The following is a 20,433-nucleotide window of genomic DNA, read 5'->3' as shown; positions in this document are numbered from 1 at the left end:
AATTTTAAAAACCAAAACAGAAACTTAAAAATGAAAACGATAATCTCTGTTATCTTGATAATTCTTTGTGCTTTACCAGCCCATACGCAAGAGCGTAAAAAGGTGGCTGTTGTGTTAAGTGGTGGTGGTGCCAAAGGAGTTGCCCATGTAAGAGCTTTAAAAGTAATCGAAGAAGCCGGTATACCAATTGATTATGTAGCAGGTACCAGTATGGGTGCTCTTGTAGGAGCTTTATATTCAATGGGTTATACTCCACACCAATTAGATAGTATGATTATGGTGCAAGACTGGAGCTTTTTGCTGAGCGATGCCGCCAAAAGAAGTACTAAAACGTTTACCGAAAAAGAAGACGATGCCAAATATGTGATTACATTGCCCTTTAACGAAACTCCCAAAGAAGCGATTCCCGATGGTATAATAAAAGGAAAGAATCTGGCAGTTCTTTTTAACGAACTAACAATTGGGTATCATGATTCTATTAACTTCAACAAACTGCCCATTCCTTTTGCTTGTGTAGCAGTAGATTTACGCAAAGGCAAAGAAGTAGTTTTTCATTCGGGTAAGATTAGTGAATCTATGCGTGCAAGTATGGCCATACCGGCTGCATTTACTCCGGTACGTACTGATAGTATGGTGTTGGTAGATGGGGGATTAATAAATAATTTCCCTGTAGATGTAGCATTGAAGATGGGGGCCGACCTTGTGATAGGTGTTGATGTGCAGAACGATCCTGATGAAAACAAAAGTTTAGCAACTGTTCCTGATATGGTAAGCGAAATGTCGGACATGTTGAGCCGCGATAAGTATAACGAAAACATGAAGCATGTTGATCTCTATATAAAAGTAAACGTTAAGGGATATAATGCAGCCAGTTTTACCTTACCCGCACTAGATACCCTAATGACCAGGGGCGAATATGCTGCCCGGCAGAAGTGGGATGAACTGATTGATTTTAAAGAAAAGATAGGGGTAAGAAAGAACTATACTCCTGAACCGCGTGTGCCTTATCATTTCCTAACAGATACCACAGTGGTACACATTCACAATATTACTTTTACTGGCATTAAAAATCCGGACGAGTCACATCTTCTTGAAATTTGTAAGTTAACAGAAAACAGTTATCTTACCATGCAACAACTAAAAACTGCTGTAAAAAGATTGTATGCCAAACAGATATATGCTAATATCAGTTATACATTAAATGAGGTTTCCGATGGGTATAATCTTGTATTTTATATGGAAGATAACCAAGTAAACTTGTTTCGTTTGGGCATTCGGTTCGACTCCGAAGAAATTGCAGCCATACTGTTAAATGCAACATATAATTTTAATACCCAAATACCTACCACAGCCACATTAACTGCTAGGTTTGGTAAACGGTCGGGTGCCCGACTGGATTATATGGTTTTGCCTAACCCTTTGCGATTCTTTAATTTTTCGTATGCTTATCATTATAATGATATAAACATGTATAGCCGTGGTGATAGAAAATATAACGCTACCTATCATCATCATCTTGGAGATATTGGCTATTCCAATATTTTTAGTCAGGATCTGAAAATTGGCTTAGGGGTTCGTTATGAGTATTTTCATTACGATAACTTCCTGTATAATAGGAATGAAAACAATCAGGTGATAAAATCCGAAGGCTTTTTTAGCTATTACTTTTTAGCCCGTTACGAAACAATGGATAAGAAAGTATATCCAACCCGAGGTACTTCGTTGCAGGCTGATGCGTCTGTTTATACCGACAATTTATATAGCTACAACGATGATTCTCCTATCACAGCTGTGAGTCTTTGGTGGAAATCTGTTTTTTCAATAACCAATCGGTTAGCATTTATTCCTTCGGGATATGCCAGGGTATTGTTTGGTAACGATTCTCCTTATTCGTACCTTAATACTGTTGGCGGAGATACACCTGGGCGGTATGTACCACAACAAATTCCATTTATAGGAATTAACTATATGGAAATAGTTGATAATTCGTTGTTTGTAGTTAATCTTCGGTTGCGACAAAGAATGTTTAAAAAACATTATGCAATAGCAAACTTCAATTATGGTTTAACAAATAATAAAGTCGGAGATGTATTTAATGGAAGAAAACTGGCCGGTGGTAGTATTGGCTATGGATACGATAGCTTGTTTGGGCCGCTGGAAGCATCGTTGAATTTCTCGAATAGTACAAAAAATGTAGAGTTCTATTTAAATATAGGGTATAGGTTTTAGGTAGAGTTGATAGTTGATAGTTGAGAGTTGATAGTTGATAGTTGAGAGTTACCATGCGGCATCGTAACTCTCAACTCTCAACTCTCAACTCTCAACTCATTCTACCTCCTTTACAAACAATTTTTCTCTTTCATCGCTAATGCCAAGCAACTTGTTTTTTATTATTTGTGCAGCTATCATGCTGAATATAATTCCATTACCACCATATCCAAGTGCAAAAAACATACGTTCTTTGCCTGGTTGGTTTCCAATAAAAGGAAACTCGTTTTTGGAAGTACTAAAAGTGCCACACCAAGCCATTTCTGTAACAAATGGTATGTTAGGATAAAGTTTTCTGAATTTCTTTTCCAGCCTGTTTACTTTTTGTCGAAGCAATTTATCACGCAATACAGGGTCTTTGAATTCAATATTTTCACCACCAACAATAATGCGGTTGTTACTTGTACGGATGTATAAGTACGGATTATTAGTTTCCCATATTAAGCTACGGTTGTGCCATAAATATTTAGGATCTAGCGGTTGAGAAATAATAGCATACGTTGCTGTTAGCGATGTTTGTTGTATTACTTTCTCTGGTAAGAAACGGCCGGCTGCAAATCCGGCAGCAATGATAACATATTTACATTGAATAATGTTACTTCTGTTTGTTACAAGCAAATAACCAGAAGGAATCTCTTCGCATCTTTCTACCATAGTATGGGTGTACACCTGCAACTGGTGCTTTTCCATATGATAATTAATAAGGTGGGTAGCCCCTGCATACGGGTCCATTTGTGCCGACGAATTGTTTTCGAGTGCACAACGGGCTTTGATACCATACTTCTCTTCCAACTCTTTTTTGTTCAGGAGTTTAACAGGTAAGTCGAGCTTTTTCCTGATTGCATATTCCTTTTCAATAAGATCTGCTCCCTTCCGGTTGCTTGCATAAAAAACACTTGGAACCCTTTCAAAGTCGGGATTATAATCTATGGACTTGAACACATTTTCAATATCATCAACTGATTTTGAGCAAGCGGCGTATGCCATCGCGGCATTTTTTTCGCCAATCTTCTCAATTAATTCAGTTAAAGGAGTATCTATTTCGTATTGCAGCAATGCTGTACTGGCAATGGAACTTCCCGATGAAATACTCTGCCGGTCGACCATTATACACGATATACCAGCATTACACAACTCATGTGCTACCAATGAGCCGGTAATTCCAGTACCGATTATCACAATATCTGTAGTGATATCTGTTAATAACGGATTGAAATAGTTCTCCATTGGATTTTTAGCAATCCAATAGGGAAGCCCTGAATATAAATCCATGATTTTAAAATTAGGTTACGAATTGGATTTCACCACAGAGGACACAGAGGACACAGAGGATTAAATTGCGATGTCGCAGAGAATTAAACCTCTGTGCCCCTCTGTGTCCTCTGTGGTGAAAAGTCCTTATTTCTGTGTTCAAATAATCAGCTATTTCTTAAAAAACGAAACTATCCAAAGTAATGCAATTGCACCTACAACCGACATTAATAATGAACCAAGAATACTGGTAGTAGAAAGCCCGAACAAAGTATAAATCCAACCACCAAGTACACTACCAACTAAACCAATAATAAGGTTGATGATAATTCCAAAACCACTACCCTTCATAATCCAACCAGCAATGGCACCTGCCAGAATACCGATAATAATTGACCATAAAATACCCATAATCGTATAATTTAAGTTTGTAATTTATCTACTTTACTATAACAACAGAATGTGGGTTTTGTTTATCGAACATTTTTATCTAAGTTTGTAATCGATACTAAATCTCTTAAATTAAATACTCAAATTTCTATGAAGATTACATTTATTGCCGTCTTCGGCTTTTTCTTATGTCTCCCTTCGTTGCTTACAGCGCAAAACTACAAACCGGGAGATGATTTCATTGAATTAACAGACACTAAACCGCACGATTCCAAAGAAGTATGGAATAAACAAAAGTTGGCCGTACAGTTGCAATGGGGTAATATTGATACCCGCTACCAGAAGCTAAGTGTACCAACAGCTGTTTCGGGCAATCGGTTATCAACCCGTGGCTGGAAAGGCGAACGTGTTAATGCACAGGCTGTTTTGTGGACAAACAAGGAACTCAAAAACGTTAGTGTAACTGTTTCCGACCTCAAGAATGGTTCGCGGGTAATTCCATCATCGGTTGTTACTACCAACTTTGTGCGTAACATCATGACCGATGAGTTAAACAAGGACAAGAAAGGTGCCTGTGGTCATCGCCCTAATAAGGCCGAATGGGATTCGTCTATGGTGGCCGATATCCTTGATATTCAAACAAAGATTGATTTGCAGGAACGTGTTACACAGCCAGTTTGGGTTAATGTGTGGCTTCCGCAAGATGCCGTTACGGGTAAGTACAAAGGTACACTTACTGTTACTGCCGATGGTATTTCTCCCATGAATCTGCAAATGGAAATAGAGGTATTGAACCACACTTTACCACAGCCTAAAGACTGGGCTTTCCATTTAGACCTTTGGCAGAGCCCGTATGCTGTGGCGCGAATGTATAATGTTACTTTATGGAGCAAAGAACACTTCGATATTATGCGTCCGCTGTTTAAACAACTTGCCAATGCCGGACAGAAAGTTATTACTGCTACCATTATGAATAAACCATGGAATCAGCAAACAGAGGATGCTTTCGAAAGTATGGTAATGAAGAAAAAGAACCTCGACGGTAGCTGGGAGTATGATTATACAGTGTTCGACACTTGGGTAGAATTTATGATGAGTGTGGGTATTGACAAGCAAATAAATTGTTTCACGCTTATTCCATGGGCATTGAATTTCGATTATTACGATTTGGCATCCAACCAGATACGATATGTACACACCAAACCGGGTGAAGCTGCTTATGAAGACTACTGGTTTAGTTTCTTGAAAGATTTTGCCCGTCACCTGAAACAGAAAGGCTGGTTTCACAAAACAACCATTTCTATGGACGAACGCGGGGCTGATGTAATGAAGCATGCCTTCAACCTGATTTTCCGTGCCGATCCTGATTACAAAGTATCCGGACAGGGACATTACTACCCCGAAGTAGAACCTATGATGCATGAAATGTGTTTGGCTTATGGTGAAAACTTCCCCGAAGATGTGCTTGCTGCACGTCGCAAAGCGGGCAAAGTATCTACTGTATATACTTGTTGCAGTGAGCCTTTCCCCAATGTATTTACATTCTCGCCTCCTGCCGAAGCAGCATGGACCATGTGGCATGCTATGGCCGGTAATTATGATGGTTATCTTCGTTGGGCATTCAACAGTTGGACTATAGATCCGCTTCGTGATTCCCGTTTTCGCACTTGGGCAGCTGGTGATACATATATCGTTTATCCTGATCGTAGTAGTATCCGGTTCGAACGTTTGGTAGAAGGTGTTCAGGATGCCGAGAAGATTCGTATTCTTCGGGAGGAGTTTACAACCAAAGGACAGAAAGCAAAACTGGATAAGCTTAATAAAGCAGTGGGTAAGTTTATGCCTGTAAACCTGACTATTACCAATGCTACCGAAATGGTAAATGAGGGTAGAAGGGTACTGAATAGTTTCAAGTAGTGAGTTTTGAGTAATGAGTAATGAGTTTTGAGTAATGAGTAGTGAGTTATGAGTTGCGATGCCGCATGGAAACTCACTACTCACTACTCAGTTTGTATAATTAAAAAATCTTTCCAATAAATAACCGCTTGTTTAGTAATTTTATTGCCTCTAAAAAGCAGTAAATACGAAAAGTTGTCCGATTAACCCCCGTTATACGCTTTGTAAGGCCTGTTTTAGTGTGCAAATTCAAAATGCTGCATTTTGCATTGATGAAATGCTGCATTTCGTTCATTCAAAATGCTGCATTTCGAAAGTGTGAAATGCTGCATTTTGAAATCGCGTTTTGCAGCATAAAAAACAGTAATGATTTGTGGATGGATAAAAACGAACAAATAGATATTTCCTGTTACTACCCTAACAGAAAAACCAATAAAGGAAAGTACTCTTTCAATTCAGCTTTCAGTTTTTTGTAAGCTATTCCCATTTGTGTTTCAACCGTATTGATGGTTATATTTAGCTCGGCTGCAATTTCTTTCTGCTTTTTTTGTTCAAATTTACTTTTAATAAATATCTCTCTGCATTTCTCGGGCAAAGTATCTATAGCTTTGGCTATGATATCTTCAATGTTATTTTCATAAAAAATATCCTGATTGAGTGCTTCCAGAGAATGAAAATTCATTTTTAGCATCAGTAGATGTTCTTCCTGTAGTTTATCGGCAACTTCTTTCACTAGAACTTTATGGCGCAAAAAATCTATGCAACGGTTTTTTGTAGCAGTAAAAAGATAGGCAATAAGATTAGTGTGAATGGTAAGTGCTTCTTTTTTCTCCCACAATTCCATAAATACATCCTGAACAATGTTTTCGGAATCCTGTTCGGAATAGATATATTCAAGGGCAAAGTTTTTCATTCTGGAGAAATAAGTGATATATATTTCTTCAAAACTAATTTTATTGTTGTCATTAATCATCTACCCTTTTGTGGCTTTAGAACTTTGCGACAAATATATGAATAATAACTTATATTTTAAACTGAATATTCATGTAGAGGAGGTAAAGTGAGGTAAAGTAGGTAAAGTACTTTACCTCTACCTCACTTTACCTCCTTTTCATTCTTAAATCAATTCTCGAACATCCTGCTTCGTGCCAGCATGCAAGCTCCTATAATTCCGGCGCGATCTTTTAGTTTAGAAGTAACAATGGCCGAATCTTTGTTTACCAGGTTGAGCGAGTATTTTCGGACGGCCGATTTAATAGGTTGCGTCAAGTAATCTTCGGTTAACGAAAGTGTACCTCCTATAATTACCAGTTCAGGATTGAATATGTTTATCAGTCCGGCTATTTGCTTACCCAGTTTTTGGCCAATTTCCTCAACAATTTCAATACAAAGCATATCCTCTTTTATAACAGCCTGAATAATATCGTCGAGTGTAATGGTTTCTCCTGCCAGTACCTGGTTCGATAAGATTGAACTTTCTCCGTTCCGAATCCGTTCAACCAAAACCCGATGCAATGCCGAGCCCGATGCTTCTGTTTCCAAACATCCTTTTTTGCCGCAGTGGCATATAATTTCGTTATCGTATATGCTTACATGGCCAAACTCGCCCGAGAATCCGGATTTTCCGGTATAAACTTTACCATCAATAATAATTCCAATGCCTAGCCCCCAGCTAACATTAACAAAAAGAATATCTTTTTCTCCTTTTACCTGGCCTTGCATATATTCGCCATAAGTCATAGACCGGGTATCGTTTTCAACAGTAATTTTGTACCCAATCTTTTCGGTCATTACATCGGCCAACGGACGCTCCTCGAAGTTAAACTGACTGAAACTAAAGCCCGATTCAGGATTTACACGTCCCGATACATTTACATTAATATTTAGTATCTTCTCCTTGTTAATGCTTAAGCTATCAATAAAGTTAAGTATGATTTTGCATAATTCGTTCAGTCCTTCTATCGAATTTTCAAATAGATAAGGGATGTTCATCTTTTGTTCTACTGTATCGCCTTTAAAATTAATAAGCCCCATATTAACGGCATATCTTTTAATTTCTACTCCGATAAAGTATCCCGATCCCGAGTTTAATCCATATAAATTAGGATAGCGGCCGCCACTGGTTTCTAATTTACCATAATCGTCAATGTATCCATCGTCGGACATTTCACTGATAAGTTTGGTTACGGTTGGAATACTTAAATCGAGTTCCTTAGCCAAATCGGGGATCGTGGAACTTCCATTATATATATAGTAGTTGATAATTCTTTTTTTTATTAAGGCATTTTTAGATCCCTTCTCTATTTCTTTTAAGAATTGCTGGTTCATATCCTTTTATAATTAATATAATATCGCAAATATAATTAATAATTTTATCAATTAAGACTTCTTATTACTGTATTTGTTGTAAATAGCTTGGTCGAAGTAAATGAAACAATGAAAAATATGGGGTTAAATCTGTTAATATAGGAGTGATATAGGTTAAAAATAAGTTTTTTCATCGCATATTAAATAAAATCTTTAATAAATATTGGGTAGTTTATAAAATGTTCATATATTTGTGGCGTGAGTTTATAAATGGTTAATCTTGATTCTAAGATAAATGAAAACAAATACACGTAGAGACTTTCTAAAAAAAGCAAGTATGGCAGGAGCCTCTGTACTTGCAACTCCAGCATTATTGGGCTGTAGCGAGTCATCAGATACCACAAATACTTATACAAACCAACTTATTGTTCCTAAAAACAATGGATTAATGATTACTGGTACTTTTCTTGATGAAATATCTCATGATATCCCCCATCAAAATTGGGGCGAAAAAGAATGGGATCTGGATTTTCAACACATGAAACGTATTGGGATTGATACGGTAATCATGATTCGTTCCGGCTATCGTAAGTTTATTACCTATCCATCCAAATACTTGCTTGGCAAGGGTTGTTATATGCCTTCAACAGATTTGGTTGATATGTATTTACGATTGGCCGAAAAGTATGGAATGAAATTCTACTTCGGTCTCTACGATTCGGGAAAATATTGGGATACAGGCGATTTAACCAACGAAATACAGGATAACAAATATGTAATAGATGAAGTTTGGCATAGTTACGGTGAGAAATATAAAAGCTTTGGTGGTTGGTATATAAGTGGCGAAATCAGCCGCAAAACCAAAGGTGTTATAGATGCTTTCCGGGCTATGGGCAAACAGTGCAAAGATGTTTCGGGCGGACTTCCTACTTTTATTTCACCTTGGATTGACGGTAAAAAAGCAATTATGGGAACAGACAAGCTCTCGCGCGAAGATGCTGTATCTGTTCAGCAACATGAAGAAGAGTGGAATGAAATATTCGATGGCATACATGGAGTAGTAGATGCATGTGCTTTTCAGGATGGGCACATTGATTACAATGAATTGGATGCTTTTTTTGAGGTAAATAAAAAACTGGCTGATAAATATGGTATGCAATGCTGGACCAACGCCGAATCTTTTGACCGTGATATGCCAATCAGGTTTTTACCTATAAAGTTTGATAAATTACGGATGAAATTAGAAGCAGCTAAACGTGCCGGATACGATAAAGCCATCACCTTTGAATTTTCGCACTTTATGAGTCCACAGTCGGCATACCTGCAAGCTGGTCACTTATATAATAGGTATAAGGAATACTTTGAAATAAAATGAATATGAAAACACAAATAAACTTTGGATACCTTGTTTTCTTATCGCTCGTAGCAGCTTTGGGAGGATTCCTTTTTGGGTATGATACGGCTGTAATATCCGGAACCATTGCACAGGTAACCCAACTTTTTCAGTTAGATGCCCTTCAACAGGGGTGGTATGTAGGATGTGCACTGATAGGCTCTATAGTAGGTGTTCTTTTTGCCGGTATTTTAAGCGATAAGATTGGCCGCAAGCGCACCATGATACTATCGGCTATTCTGTTTTCTGCTTCTGCAGTAGGATGTGCTTTTTCGGCAGATTTCAATCAACTGATTATATACCGCATTATAGGAGGAGTAGGAATTGGTATTGTATCTATTATTTCTCCCTTGTATATTTCGGAAATGGCAGTTGCACAATACAGGGGCCGGTTGGTTTCTTTGTATCAGTTGGCAGTTACTGTTGGTTTTCTGGGTGCTTACTTGGTTAATTACCAGTTACTTGGATGGTCGGAAAGCGGATCATCGTCTAACGAGTGGATTCAGCTTATTTTTGTATCCGAAGTATGGCGTGGAATGCTTGGCATGGAAACATTACCTGCTTTGTTGTTCTTTATCATCATATTCTTTATTCCCGAAAGTCCCCGCTGGCTGATATTACAAGGTAAGGATGATAAAGCCGTAAGTATTTTGAAACGAATTTATCAATCTTCGGTCGAAGCAATGGCTCAACTTGCCGCAACCCAACAATCTGTACATACAGAGGTTAAATCGGAATGGTCTCTTTTACTTAAACCGGGCATTCGCAAAGCCGTTCTTATTGGTGTATGTATTGCTATTCTGGGTCAGTTTATGGGGGTGAACGCCGTACTTTACTATGGACCTTCTATATTTGAAAATGCAGGTCTTACTGGTGGCGATTCTCTTTTTTATCAGGTGCTTGTAGGGCTTGTAAATGTACTTACCACTGTTTTGGCACTGGTTATTATTGATAAAGTGGGCCGTAAAAAACTTGTTTACTACGGTGTGTCGGGCATGATTGTTACATTGATTTTAATAGGTATTTATTTTATATATGGTGATGTTGTGGGTATCCCCAGCATTTTCTTACTCATTTTTTTCTTGCTCTATATCTTTTGTTGTGCGGTTTCAATCTGTGCAGTGGTCTGGGTACTACTTTCCGAGATGTATCCAACCCGGATCAGAGGATTGGCCATGTCTATTGCCGGTTTTGCTCTTTGGATTGGTACCTATCTTATCGGACAGTTAACTCCCTGGATGTTACAGAATCTTACTCCAGCCGGAACATTTTTGCTGTTCGCAGTAATGTGCGTACCTTATATTTTAATTGTTTGGAAGTTAGTTCCCGAAACTACTGGAAAATCTTTAGAGGAAATAGAAAAATACTGGATAAAAGAATAGATTAAATAAAAGCAACCAGACTTTAGAGATACGCTCCTAAATGCTATAAACATTCATATAAAGAGGTGAAAAATACCTCTTTACGGGGCATTTTTATCCTTTTTCGAAATCAAACTGACCTTAATAATTATATATGCATATGGATTTTAATTTAATAGCAAATCAGTACAAAGAAGAATTAATAAACAATGTTCTTCCCTTTTGGTTAAACCACTCTCAGGATAAAGAGTTGGGGGGATATTTCTCTTGTCTGGACAGAGAAGGTAATGTGTACGATACCGACAAATTTATCTGGATGCAAGGGCGTGAAGTATGGATGTTTTCCATGCTCTACAACAAAGTAGAACAGCGTAAAGAATGGTTGGATTGTGCCGTTCAGGGAGGCGAGTTTCTGAAAAAATATGGGCACGATGGTAACTACAACTGGTATTTTTCACTTAACCGCGAAGGTCAACCGTTGGTAGAACCCTACAACATTTTTTCGTACACCTTTGCAGCTATGGCTTTTGGACAACTCAACCTTGCTACCGGAAACAAAGAGTACGCCGATATTGCAAAGAAAACCTTTGAGATAATTTTATCCAGAGCCGATAATCCTAAGGATAAATGGAATAAAGCTTATCCGGGAACACGCAATCTGAAGAACTTTGCTTTGCCAATGATTCTCTGTAACCTGGCGCTGGAAATAGAACACCTCCTGAGCAAAGACTATCTGAATGAGGTTATAGAAACCTGTATTCACGAAGTAATGGATGTGTTTTGTCGTCCGGAATTAGGTGGATTAGTTGTTGAAAACGTCACTGTAGAAGGCGAACTATCGGATACATTCGAAGGACGTTCTGTTAATCCCGGCCATGCCATAGAAGCCATGTGGTTTATTATGGATTTGGGCGAGCGCTTGAACAGACCGGAGTTGATTGAAAAAGCCACCGCCACCACCCTTAAAATGCTTGAATATGGTTGGGACAAAGAGTATGGTGGCATATTCTATATGTTAGATCGTTTGGGTTGCCCTCCACAACAATTAGAATGGGATCAAAAACTGTGGTGGGTGCATATCGAAACGTTGATATCTTTATTGAAAGCATACCGGCACACCTCTTCAGAAGCTTGTTTGCAATGGTTCGAAAAGGTACACAACTACACCTGGAGCCATTTTAAAGATCCCCAGTACCCCGAATGGTTTGGTTATCTGAACCGCCAAGGCGAAGTGTTACTCCCCTTGAAAGGTGGTAAGTGGAAAGGGTGTTTCCATATTCCACGCGGGTTGTATCAGTGTTGGAAAACAATAGAAGAAATAGCGAAAGCAAGAAGCTAAAGAACGAGAGATCTAACTTACATTATTCATATAGAATGGAAGGAGTTATCGCTTCGCTAGGAGTTAAAGCTTTAGATGTTAGAGCTATAACTCCTAAGGAGCAAAGCTCCTGATAACTCCCTTTAACTCCTTCCATTCTGGAATATGAATAATTCAGGCTAATATCATTTAATATTAATACAAAATCAATGCTTATGAACAAAACTATGTAAGAAAAACTATTGTTAACAAATTAAATTTATTTTATGAAACTAATTAACATTAAAAAGAGAATGGATACCACAATCATTCTACTTGAAGAGAAGGGCACGACACCTTATTATCGCATGAATTCCTTAAAAAACAACAAAGTATGAAAAAAAAGAGCTTTCTAAAACAGGCAGTTTATAATCTAACTGCAATTATCTGCCTTCTGTTTTTTGCTGGGACAGTTTCCGCTCAAAACACGCAAACCATTTCAGGAGTCGTATTCGATGAAGATGGTGTTACAACTGTCATTGGGGCAAATGTGTTTGTTAAAGGTGATAATACAAGTACAGGTACAATAACCGATATAGATGGACAGTTTCGGTTACAAGTAAAAACAACCGATATTTTGGTTGTTTCGTATATTGGTTATAAAACACAAGAGATTCCTGTTAAAAACAACTCTAATTTAAGAATTGTATTAACTTCTGATACAGAGTTTCTGGATGAAGTTGTTGTTGTTGGATTTGGTAAACAGAAAAGAATCAATTTAACAGGTGCTGTTGAACAGGTAGATGAAAAGATTATGGCTAACCGTCCTGTAGCAAATATTGGTTTGGCTTTACAAGGTGCTGTTGGGAACCTGAATATTGCTCCAAATGGAGGACCCGGTGGAACAATCAACTACAATGTGCGTGGTGCTACAAGTATTAGTGGTGCTACTTCGCCCTTATTTGTAGTTGATGGAATTCCAGTAGATGTTATCGACAACATTAACCCGGCAGATATTAAAACTGTTACCGTTTTAAAAGATGCTGCTTCGGCTGCCATTTATGGTGCACGTGCAGCATATGGTGTTGTTTTAATAACAACAAAAGAGGGTAAGGGAAAAACTAAAATATCTTATAGTGCTTTGGTTGGTTCGTCGAGTGCCATACAGATGCCTAAAATGACAAACTCATTGGAATTTGCTGAAGCCTACAATATTGCTTGTTTGAATGCCGGACAAAATCCCTATTTCGGCGAGGATCATATAAACAGAATTAAGGCTTACATGGCCGATCCGAAAAATACTCCTTCCAATGTACCTAATCCAAGTAATCCTAGTCAATGGTCGTATGCAACATTGGCAAACGATAATGTAGACTGGTATGAAGCTTTTTTCAAATCGAATACAATCAACCAGAAACATAATGTGACTATAAGTGGTGGGGATGAGAAAACAAACTATTACGTTGGTGTTGGTTACTTTAAAGAAGGTGGGCTTTTACGTTATGGTAACGAAAACCACGAGCGCTACAACATCACAGCAAACTTGCACCTGACACCGCTATCGTGGATGAGAGCAGATTTACGTACACGTTTGGTTAGAGATGATATGGGGCTACCCTCTTCTGGTCATAATAACGATATTGGAAACTGGTGGCATCAAGCCTCTACACGTTGGCCTAACTGGTCGTTGAAAGACCCGAACGGAAATTGGTCACAAGCATCTAATATGCCTCGTCAATGGGAAGGACGCAGAAACGAACGCACCAATCAGGTCAACATTATGGGAGCATTGGAGATAGAACCATTGAAAGATTGGAAAATAAATCTGGAACTTTCGTACCGGAATACAGCTATCAGAATAGCAGACCAGATAAAACCTTTTGCATGGCAATACACTGTGTCGGGCGATCCGGTGATGAATACCACTAACTGGTATGAAGAATCGATGACACAATCGGACTATTATGTGGCCAACCTATACACCTCTTACCAAAAGCAGATAAAAAAACACTTCTTTAGTGCCACTGTTGGTCAGCAGGCCGAACTAAGCGAATACAAATATTTGTATGGCAAAGCTTTAAATCTGGTAGCTTTAGACTTGCCCTCTTTTGGTGTTGCTGTTGGCGACCAAACAACCAAAGGATCATTATCACATTGGGCAACCACTGGTACCTTCATGCGTTTCAGCTACAACTATGATGAACGCTATCTGATTGAGTTTAATGGTAGATACGATGGTACATCGAAGTTTCAAAGAGGCAAACGCTTTGGATTTTTTCCATCCATCTCGGCCGGATATAACATAGCAAAAGAAAAATTCTGGCCAATCAAAGATATCAGCACTTTCAAACTGAGAGGGTCGTACGGATCATTAGGAAATCAAAATGTAGACAATTATTTGTACCTGAACAAAGTGAACATTGGTACAAAATATAGCTATTTACTGAATGGAGAATTGCCAAACACATTGGGAGCTCCCGGATTAGTTAGTGCAAACCTAACTTGGGAAGAGTCGCGTACACTCGACTTTGGACTTGATGTTGCTATGTTGAACAATCGCCTGAACCTCTCTTTCGACTGGTATACCCGTTCTACTTTGGGCATGTTTGGTCCTGCCAATGCATATCCATCGGTACTGGGTGCTTCGGTTCCTAAAATGAATAATGCTGATATGAGAACCAATGGGTTTGAATTAAGCATAGGATGGCGCGATAGAATCGGAGACGAATTCCTTTACAATGTTAACTTTATTCTTTCCGACAATCAGTCGAAAATAACAAAATACAATAACCCGACAAAAATATTGTCTACTTATTACGAAGGACAGCGTATTGGCGAAGTTTGGGGATATAAAACCACTGGACTTATCCAAACGCAAGATCAACTGGATAACATTCCGGATCAATCGTACATTTATGGACAGTGGTCGTTAGGTGATGTTGAATATAAGGATTTGAATGACGACGGAAAAGTAAATAAAGGTAAAAATACCCTCGATGATCATGGTGACCTTGCAATAATAGGTAACACAGAAGCACGCTACCGCTATTCGTTGAATATGGGTGCCACTTGGAAAGGATTCGATTTCAATATGTTTTGGCAAGGTGTAGGCAAGCGCAATTATGTTCCTGCCGAAACAGGTAATGGTGGTGTTCTATTCTGGGGGATAACAGGTGGATATGGTCAGAATATTTATAAAGAACATTTAGATTTTTGGACACCCGAAAACTCCAAGGCATATTACCCGAAACCTTATAGCAATTGGGAAGCAACTAAAAATCATCATACACAATCGCGTTACTTGCAAAATGCTGCTTATCTGCGTCTGAAGAATATTCAGTTGGGATATACTATCAGTCCAACACTTACCAGCAAAATAGGTTTGAGCAAGGTTAGAGTATATCTGAGTGGAGAAAATCTGTTAACATTCTCTCCGATAGCCGAGAACTTCGATCCGGAACAAACGTATGGATCTTACGGAGCCGGAAAAACTTATCCTTATTATAAAACCATTTCTTTTGGATTGAATATTGATTTTTAATTTCTAAAATATTATAAGATGAAAACACGTAAGTTATTATATATGATAAGCGTTATGGCGCTTGGGTTAATGTCGTGTGAAGATTTTCTGGATCGTCCACCTCTGGACTTCATTACTGATAAAGAAATGTCCTTTTCGGTTACAGAAATGAAGCTTTATTCCAATAAATATTATGGATCGCTGCCAACATTTGGCAATGCACACGGTTTGGGTATTGCCGGGATCGATCAAAGTTCGGACAATATGCTATCGGGGAACTACGCTTACGATTCGCGAATAGCAGGAACAATAACCGTTCCCACATCTGGTGGCGGATGGGATTGGGGAAACATAAGAGGTATTAATTTCTTCTTATGTAACTACCACAAAACAACCGAACAACGCAGTTTGGTAAATCAATATATCGGCGAAATGTACTTTTGGAGAGCCTGGTACTATTTCTCATTGATGAAAAAGTTTGGCGACTTGCCTTGGTATGATAAACCTCTGGAAACAAATTCGCCGGAATTGTATGCACCACGTGCATCCAGAGCCGAAATAGCCAATCATATCATTCTGGATTTGGATAGTGCTGCACGTTTGATGTCTCCAATGACCCATGTAGAACAAGGCCGTTTACACCGCGATGCAGCTTTAGTGCTCCAAAGCCGTATTGCCTTGTATGAGGGTACTTGGGAAAAATATCATCAAGGTACTGAATTTGGTGTGGCCAATGCCGACTATGATAAATTCTTCAAAAAAGCAGCCGAAGCAGCCAAGAAAGTAATGGATGGAGGTTTATTTGCCATTCAAAAAGCCGATTCGGAAGCTGATAATGCCTATAGGTCTTTATTCAACAAATCGGATTACTCTGGTTTTAAAGACATTATGCTTTGGCGGAAATACGATATCTCGTTAGAGAATTTCCATTATGCACAAAACACAATGGTAAATAGTGCCAATACCGGTATCTCGAAATCGTTGGTAGAGTCTTACCTCTGTACAGACGGAAAACCAATAAGCCTTAGCAAACTTTATAGAGGAGACGATTATGTAGATTCTCTTGTTCTAGACAGAGATCCTCGCTTGTCGCAAACAATTTACACGCATAAAGGAATACTTGTGTATCAAAATGGAACGCCATTCTATTATAAAGTACCCGAATTGACTCTGGAAGATCGTTTACGCAATACTACAGGATACAGACTCTATAAATTTTATGATCCGGCAGCAAATCATAACGGAAAAAATGATCAGGGAGCCATCATCTTCCGCTATGCAGAAGTACTGTTGAATTATGCCGAAGCAAAAGCCGAGCTGAACGAGTGTACACAAGAGGTACTGGACGCTACCATCAATCAGATAAGAAGCAGGGTAAATATGCCCGGATTGGAAACAAATGTTGGTTTCGAAGATCCTAACTGGGACTTCCCGGAATTATCACCACTTTTAAATGAAATAAGAAGAGAACGACGTGTAGAACTGGCTTGCGAAGGTTATCGGTTCGATGACCTGATGCGTTGGGCTGCTTCTCATCTTATTAAAAGACCGATGCTGGGAGCTAAATTCCAACAATTTGTGGAGGCAAAAGATGATTTTCAACCTGCACTCAACCCTAGTGCAATAGCTGTTCAAGATGGATATATAGCTCCTTACCTGAACTCGCCAGCTAAAGATGGTTGGGGATTCGATCCGGAAAAACACTATCTGGCACCGTTACCGATCAATGAACTAACATTGAATCCTGAATTGAAACAGAATCCGGGATATTAATCATATTACATTTTACAAAACCTCTTGGATGAAAGTAAAATCATCCGAGAGGTTTATACCCCTCTATACAGTTAGACTTGTTTTAATAAATATTCTATATATGAGAAAAGAAACTTCTTTATTAATCTTTATTCTTTTCATTTCTTTTATAAGTTGTGCTCCAGGAAAAACTACCATGAGAGTGATGAGCTATAACATCCGGATTGGTATTGGTATGGACGACTCTATCAGTTTACAGAGAACAGCCGATGTAATTAATAAAATAAAACCCGATTATGTTGGGCTTCAAGAGGTTGATAGTGTTGCTGAGCGTTCGGGCTGGGTAGATCAAGTTAGAGAATTGGCTAAATTAACCGGATTGAAACCAGTTTTTGCTTCGGCAACTCCACGATCGAAAGGGTTATATGGCATTGCTGCATTGGTTAAAGAAGCACCCCTTTCTTATAAAAACATAGCCCTTCCGGGCATCGAAGAACCGCGTACTTTTCTATTGATGGAGTACAACGATTACATTCTGTGTAATACGCATTTCTCTCTACGGGCACCTTCGCGTGTAGAATCTATTCAGATTATTCATGCAGCAGTAAAAGAATATAATAAACCGACACTTATTACCGGCGATTTCAATATGTTACCTCAGAGTGATGAGTTCAAACTTATGAATGCTGAGTGGGCATTACTTTCCGACACTACCATCAAAACACATCCTTCGGTCGATCCAAAATGGACACTCGATTATATATTTATTAAAAATAGTGATAAATTTGAAGTCTTGAACAAAGTAGTAGTAACAGAACGAATGGCTTCCGACCATTTGCCCATATATGTGGATATTAAATTTAAATAGAATCATGAAGCGAAATCTCTTCTTCCTCTGGCAGCTTATCTGTTTATTGCTGATTGTAGGATTTACTACACAATGCAAATCAGAAAAAACAATCTACTGTGTATCTGCTTCAAAGAACGATCTTGTTGATTTGCTCCATAGCGAAGGATACAAGGTGACTTCTTTTCCTACCATTCAAGAAGCTATCGAATCTACCCCCAAAGACGGTGTGTTGCTAATATTTCCTCACAATTATCCTCAATGTGCCGAAACACTATCTGCCGATCAGGTGACACAAATCGCCGAAAAGAATCTGCATGTATATGCCGAATATACATTGATAAACAGCGATACCATCTCTGGCAAACCACTAACGCTGGAACGCGTAGTAGTTACCGACAGTCTCTTCTTTCCAGGTTTATCTTCTATGGAACTGTTGAACATTAATGGCAGTTACCTTTTACCTGCCCAAACCGAACACCCACTGTTGGTGGTAGCTCGCGTAGCTGGTTTCGATCGGGCTGTTTATGGACTCTCTGATACCGAGGTACATCCTTTACTCTATCAATATAATCACAACATATTGCTTAGCACCGCACCTCTCAGCCGCTTTGCCTCTGTGCGTTTCACCCCCGAACGCTCGTGGAGGTTGGTATGGCAGGCTATTCTTAGTTCGCTTACCAGTGGTGAGGTGCTGCTAAACAATCATCTGTCGTATTTATCGTCGGCTTTCGATGAAAGTCAGCCTTTGCCCACAGATGCTCGTCTACAATCGGCCCGTAAAGGTATTGAGTGGTTTTATAACGGACATTTCCTGATACATCCCTCATGGAAAAAAGACTATGTAGACCAGTATATTGGTGACGGTTCAATGCCTGTGGGTCCTCCACTACCTGCCAATGCACCCAATGGAGACGGTTCGATGGGTGTACTCGAGGGACATTGCTCATTTATCTATCACGATGGATCGCAAAGGTATCGTTATTGGATACGAAACGATGTACAAGGCGAATCGGCTATGGCCTTTGCACTAGCAGCCCGGCACGATGGCAATACCGAACACGCACAGGTAGCCAAAAACTTACTCGACTATGCTTTCGAAACATTTTTCATTGAGGATAAGTCTCAAAGTCCACTACATGGACTAATGGGCTGGGCCATTACTGCCCCTCAGGTGTTTTATGGCGATGACAATGCACGCTTCATTCTAGGGGTGTTAGCTGCTGCTCCTTCATTAGGTGAGAATCGCTGGAACCGGATGTTGATAGAAAATATAGTGGCAAACTTCCGCACCACTGGTTTAGAAGGATTTCGTGGCGACCGCCTCGAAGGGCCTGATATGGTAGCCAACGGACTGAAGCATTACCAAACACATTCGCTTGTAAGTCCGCATCCACACTTCGAATCGTGGTTGTGGGCATGTTACCTTTGGCTCTATAATCAAACAGGTTACGAGCCCCTGCTCAACTTGGCAAAAACAGGAATCAGGCATACCATGAAAGCATATCCATCACAATGGAAATGGACTAATGGCATTCAACAAGAACGTGCACGTATGATTTTACCTCTGGCATGGTTAGTAAGAGTAGAGCCCACCGATGAACATCTTGGATGGCTGAATTTTATGGTAGACGAATTGCTCATTAATCAGGTAAAAAGTGGAGCCATACGCGAAGAACTAGGAGATGCCGCTGGTGGAATGTTTGGACGCACTAAATCAAACAGTCAATATGGAAAGCACGAGGCTCCACTCATTCACGAAAATGGAGATCCAGTAGCCGATTTGCTCTATACCAACAACTTCGCATTCATAGGTTTGCACGAAGCAGCAGAGGCAACAGGTAATCCAAAACACAAAGAGGCAGTAGCTCGTTTGTCCGATTTTATGACTCGGGCACAAGTACGCAGCGAACGTTTTAAAGATATTGATGGCGCTTGGTTTCGTGCATTCAACTATCAGGAGTGGGACTACTGGGCTTCGAATGCTGATGCAGGATGGGGTGTTTGGTCAACGCTTACCGGCTGGATTCAAAGCTGGATTGTATCAACCCAATACCTTATCGAAATGGAAACTTCGCTGTGGGACATAGCCAACCAAATGGATATTAAACAAGACTGGGAAACGGTGAAAAGTGAAATGCTTTAACTCCT

General features: G+C 39.3%; 13 protein-coding genes. 9 read left to right on the top strand and 4 right to left on the bottom strand.

The window, feature by feature from the left end; translation table 11 throughout:
* Positions 1-30 precede the first annotated feature (30 nt).
* The gene (locus D0T85_RS09105) at positions 31-2,229 is read left to right on the top strand and encodes a patatin-like phospholipase family protein (protein ID WP_163212445.1); all 2,199 of its coding nucleotides are present in this window, start codon (positions 31-33) and stop codon (positions 2,227-2,229) included.
* A 96-nt stretch (positions 2,230-2,325) separates the two neighbouring features.
* Here D0T85_RS09105 and D0T85_RS09100 read toward each other — a convergent pair whose 3' ends face one another.
* Positions 2,326-3,540 carry an FAD-binding oxidoreductase gene (locus D0T85_RS09100; protein ID WP_163212443.1) on the bottom strand — a complete coding sequence of 405 codons (1,215 nt, stop codon included), beginning with the start codon at positions 3,538-3,540 and terminating at the stop codon, positions 2,326-2,328.
* Between the two features lie 150 nt (positions 3,541-3,690).
* A complete protein-coding gene (locus D0T85_RS09095) occupies positions 3,691-3,930 on the bottom strand; it encodes a GlsB/YeaQ/YmgE family stress response membrane protein (RefSeq protein WP_163212441.1) in 240 nt (79 codons plus the stop codon).
* 129 nt (positions 3,931-4,059) lie between these two features.
* Here D0T85_RS09095 and D0T85_RS09090 point away from each other — a divergent pair, with 129 nt between their 5' ends.
* On the top strand, positions 4,060-5,826 hold the full coding sequence (locus D0T85_RS09090) for a DUF4091 domain-containing protein (RefSeq protein ID WP_163212439.1): 1,767 nt from the start codon (positions 4,060-4,062) through the stop codon (positions 5,824-5,826).
* Positions 5,827-6,217: 391 nt separating this feature from the next.
* On the opposite strand, the gene D0T85_RS09085 is transcribed toward D0T85_RS09090, so the two are convergent.
* Both D0T85_RS09085 and D0T85_RS09080 read right to left on the bottom strand, forming a co-directional pair.
* Complete coding sequence (locus tag D0T85_RS09085; RefSeq protein WP_163212437.1) at positions 6,218-6,778, bottom strand: RNA polymerase sigma-70 factor; 561 nt, start codon at positions 6,776-6,778, stop codon at positions 6,218-6,220.
* Between the two features lie 149 nt (positions 6,779-6,927).
* On the bottom strand, positions 6,928-8,133 hold the full coding sequence (locus D0T85_RS09080) for an ROK family transcriptional regulator (protein WP_163212435.1): 1,206 nt from the start codon (positions 8,131-8,133) through the stop codon (positions 6,928-6,930).
* 274 nt (positions 8,134-8,407) lie between these two features.
* On the opposite strand from D0T85_RS09080, the gene D0T85_RS09075 reads away from it, so the two are divergent.
* The 7 genes from D0T85_RS09075 to D0T85_RS09045 all read left to right on the top strand — a co-directional run bounded on the left by D0T85_RS09075 (position 8,408) and on the right by D0T85_RS09045 (position 20,428).
* Positions 8,408-9,487, top strand: a complete 1,080-nt coding sequence (locus D0T85_RS09075; RefSeq protein WP_163212432.1) for a DUF4434 domain-containing protein — start codon at positions 8,408-8,410, stop codon at positions 9,485-9,487.
* A 2-nt stretch (positions 9,488-9,489) separates the two neighbouring features.
* A complete protein-coding gene (locus D0T85_RS09070) occupies positions 9,490-10,887 on the top strand; it encodes a sugar porter family MFS transporter (protein WP_163212430.1) in 1,398 nt (465 codons plus the stop codon).
* A gap of 139 nt (positions 10,888-11,026) precedes the next feature.
* Positions 11,027-12,205: an AGE family epimerase/isomerase gene (locus D0T85_RS09065; protein WP_163212428.1), complete on the top strand. Its 1,179-nt coding sequence runs from the start codon at positions 11,027-11,029 to the stop codon at positions 12,203-12,205.
* 352 nt (positions 12,206-12,557) lie between these two features.
* On the top strand, positions 12,558-15,704 hold the full coding sequence (locus D0T85_RS09060; RefSeq protein WP_163212426.1) for a TonB-dependent receptor: 3,147 nt from the start codon (positions 12,558-12,560) through the stop codon (positions 15,702-15,704).
* 18 nt (positions 15,705-15,722) lie between these two features.
* Positions 15,723-17,456: a RagB/SusD family nutrient uptake outer membrane protein gene (locus D0T85_RS09055; protein ID WP_163212424.1), complete on the top strand. Its 1,734-nt coding sequence runs from the start codon at positions 15,723-15,725 to the stop codon at positions 17,454-17,456.
* A 100-nt stretch (positions 17,457-17,556) separates the two neighbouring features.
* Positions 17,557-18,303, top strand: coding sequence for an endonuclease/exonuclease/phosphatase family protein (locus tag D0T85_RS09050; RefSeq protein WP_239060682.1), 747 nt, complete (start codon positions 17,557-17,559; stop codon positions 18,301-18,303).
* Between the two features lie 4 nt (positions 18,304-18,307).
* Positions 18,308-20,428: a hypothetical protein gene (locus tag D0T85_RS09045; protein ID WP_203558442.1), complete on the top strand. Its 2,121-nt coding sequence runs from the start codon at positions 18,308-18,310 to the stop codon at positions 20,426-20,428.
* Positions 20,429-20,433 lie beyond the last annotated feature (5 nt).

The sequence above is a fragment of the Bacteroides sp. 519 genome (assembly GCF_010500955.1).
Classification (GTDB): Bacteria; Bacteroidota; Bacteroidia; order Bacteroidales; family Bacteroidaceae; genus Bacteroides.
This window is presented reverse-complemented; position numbering and strand designations above follow the sequence as displayed.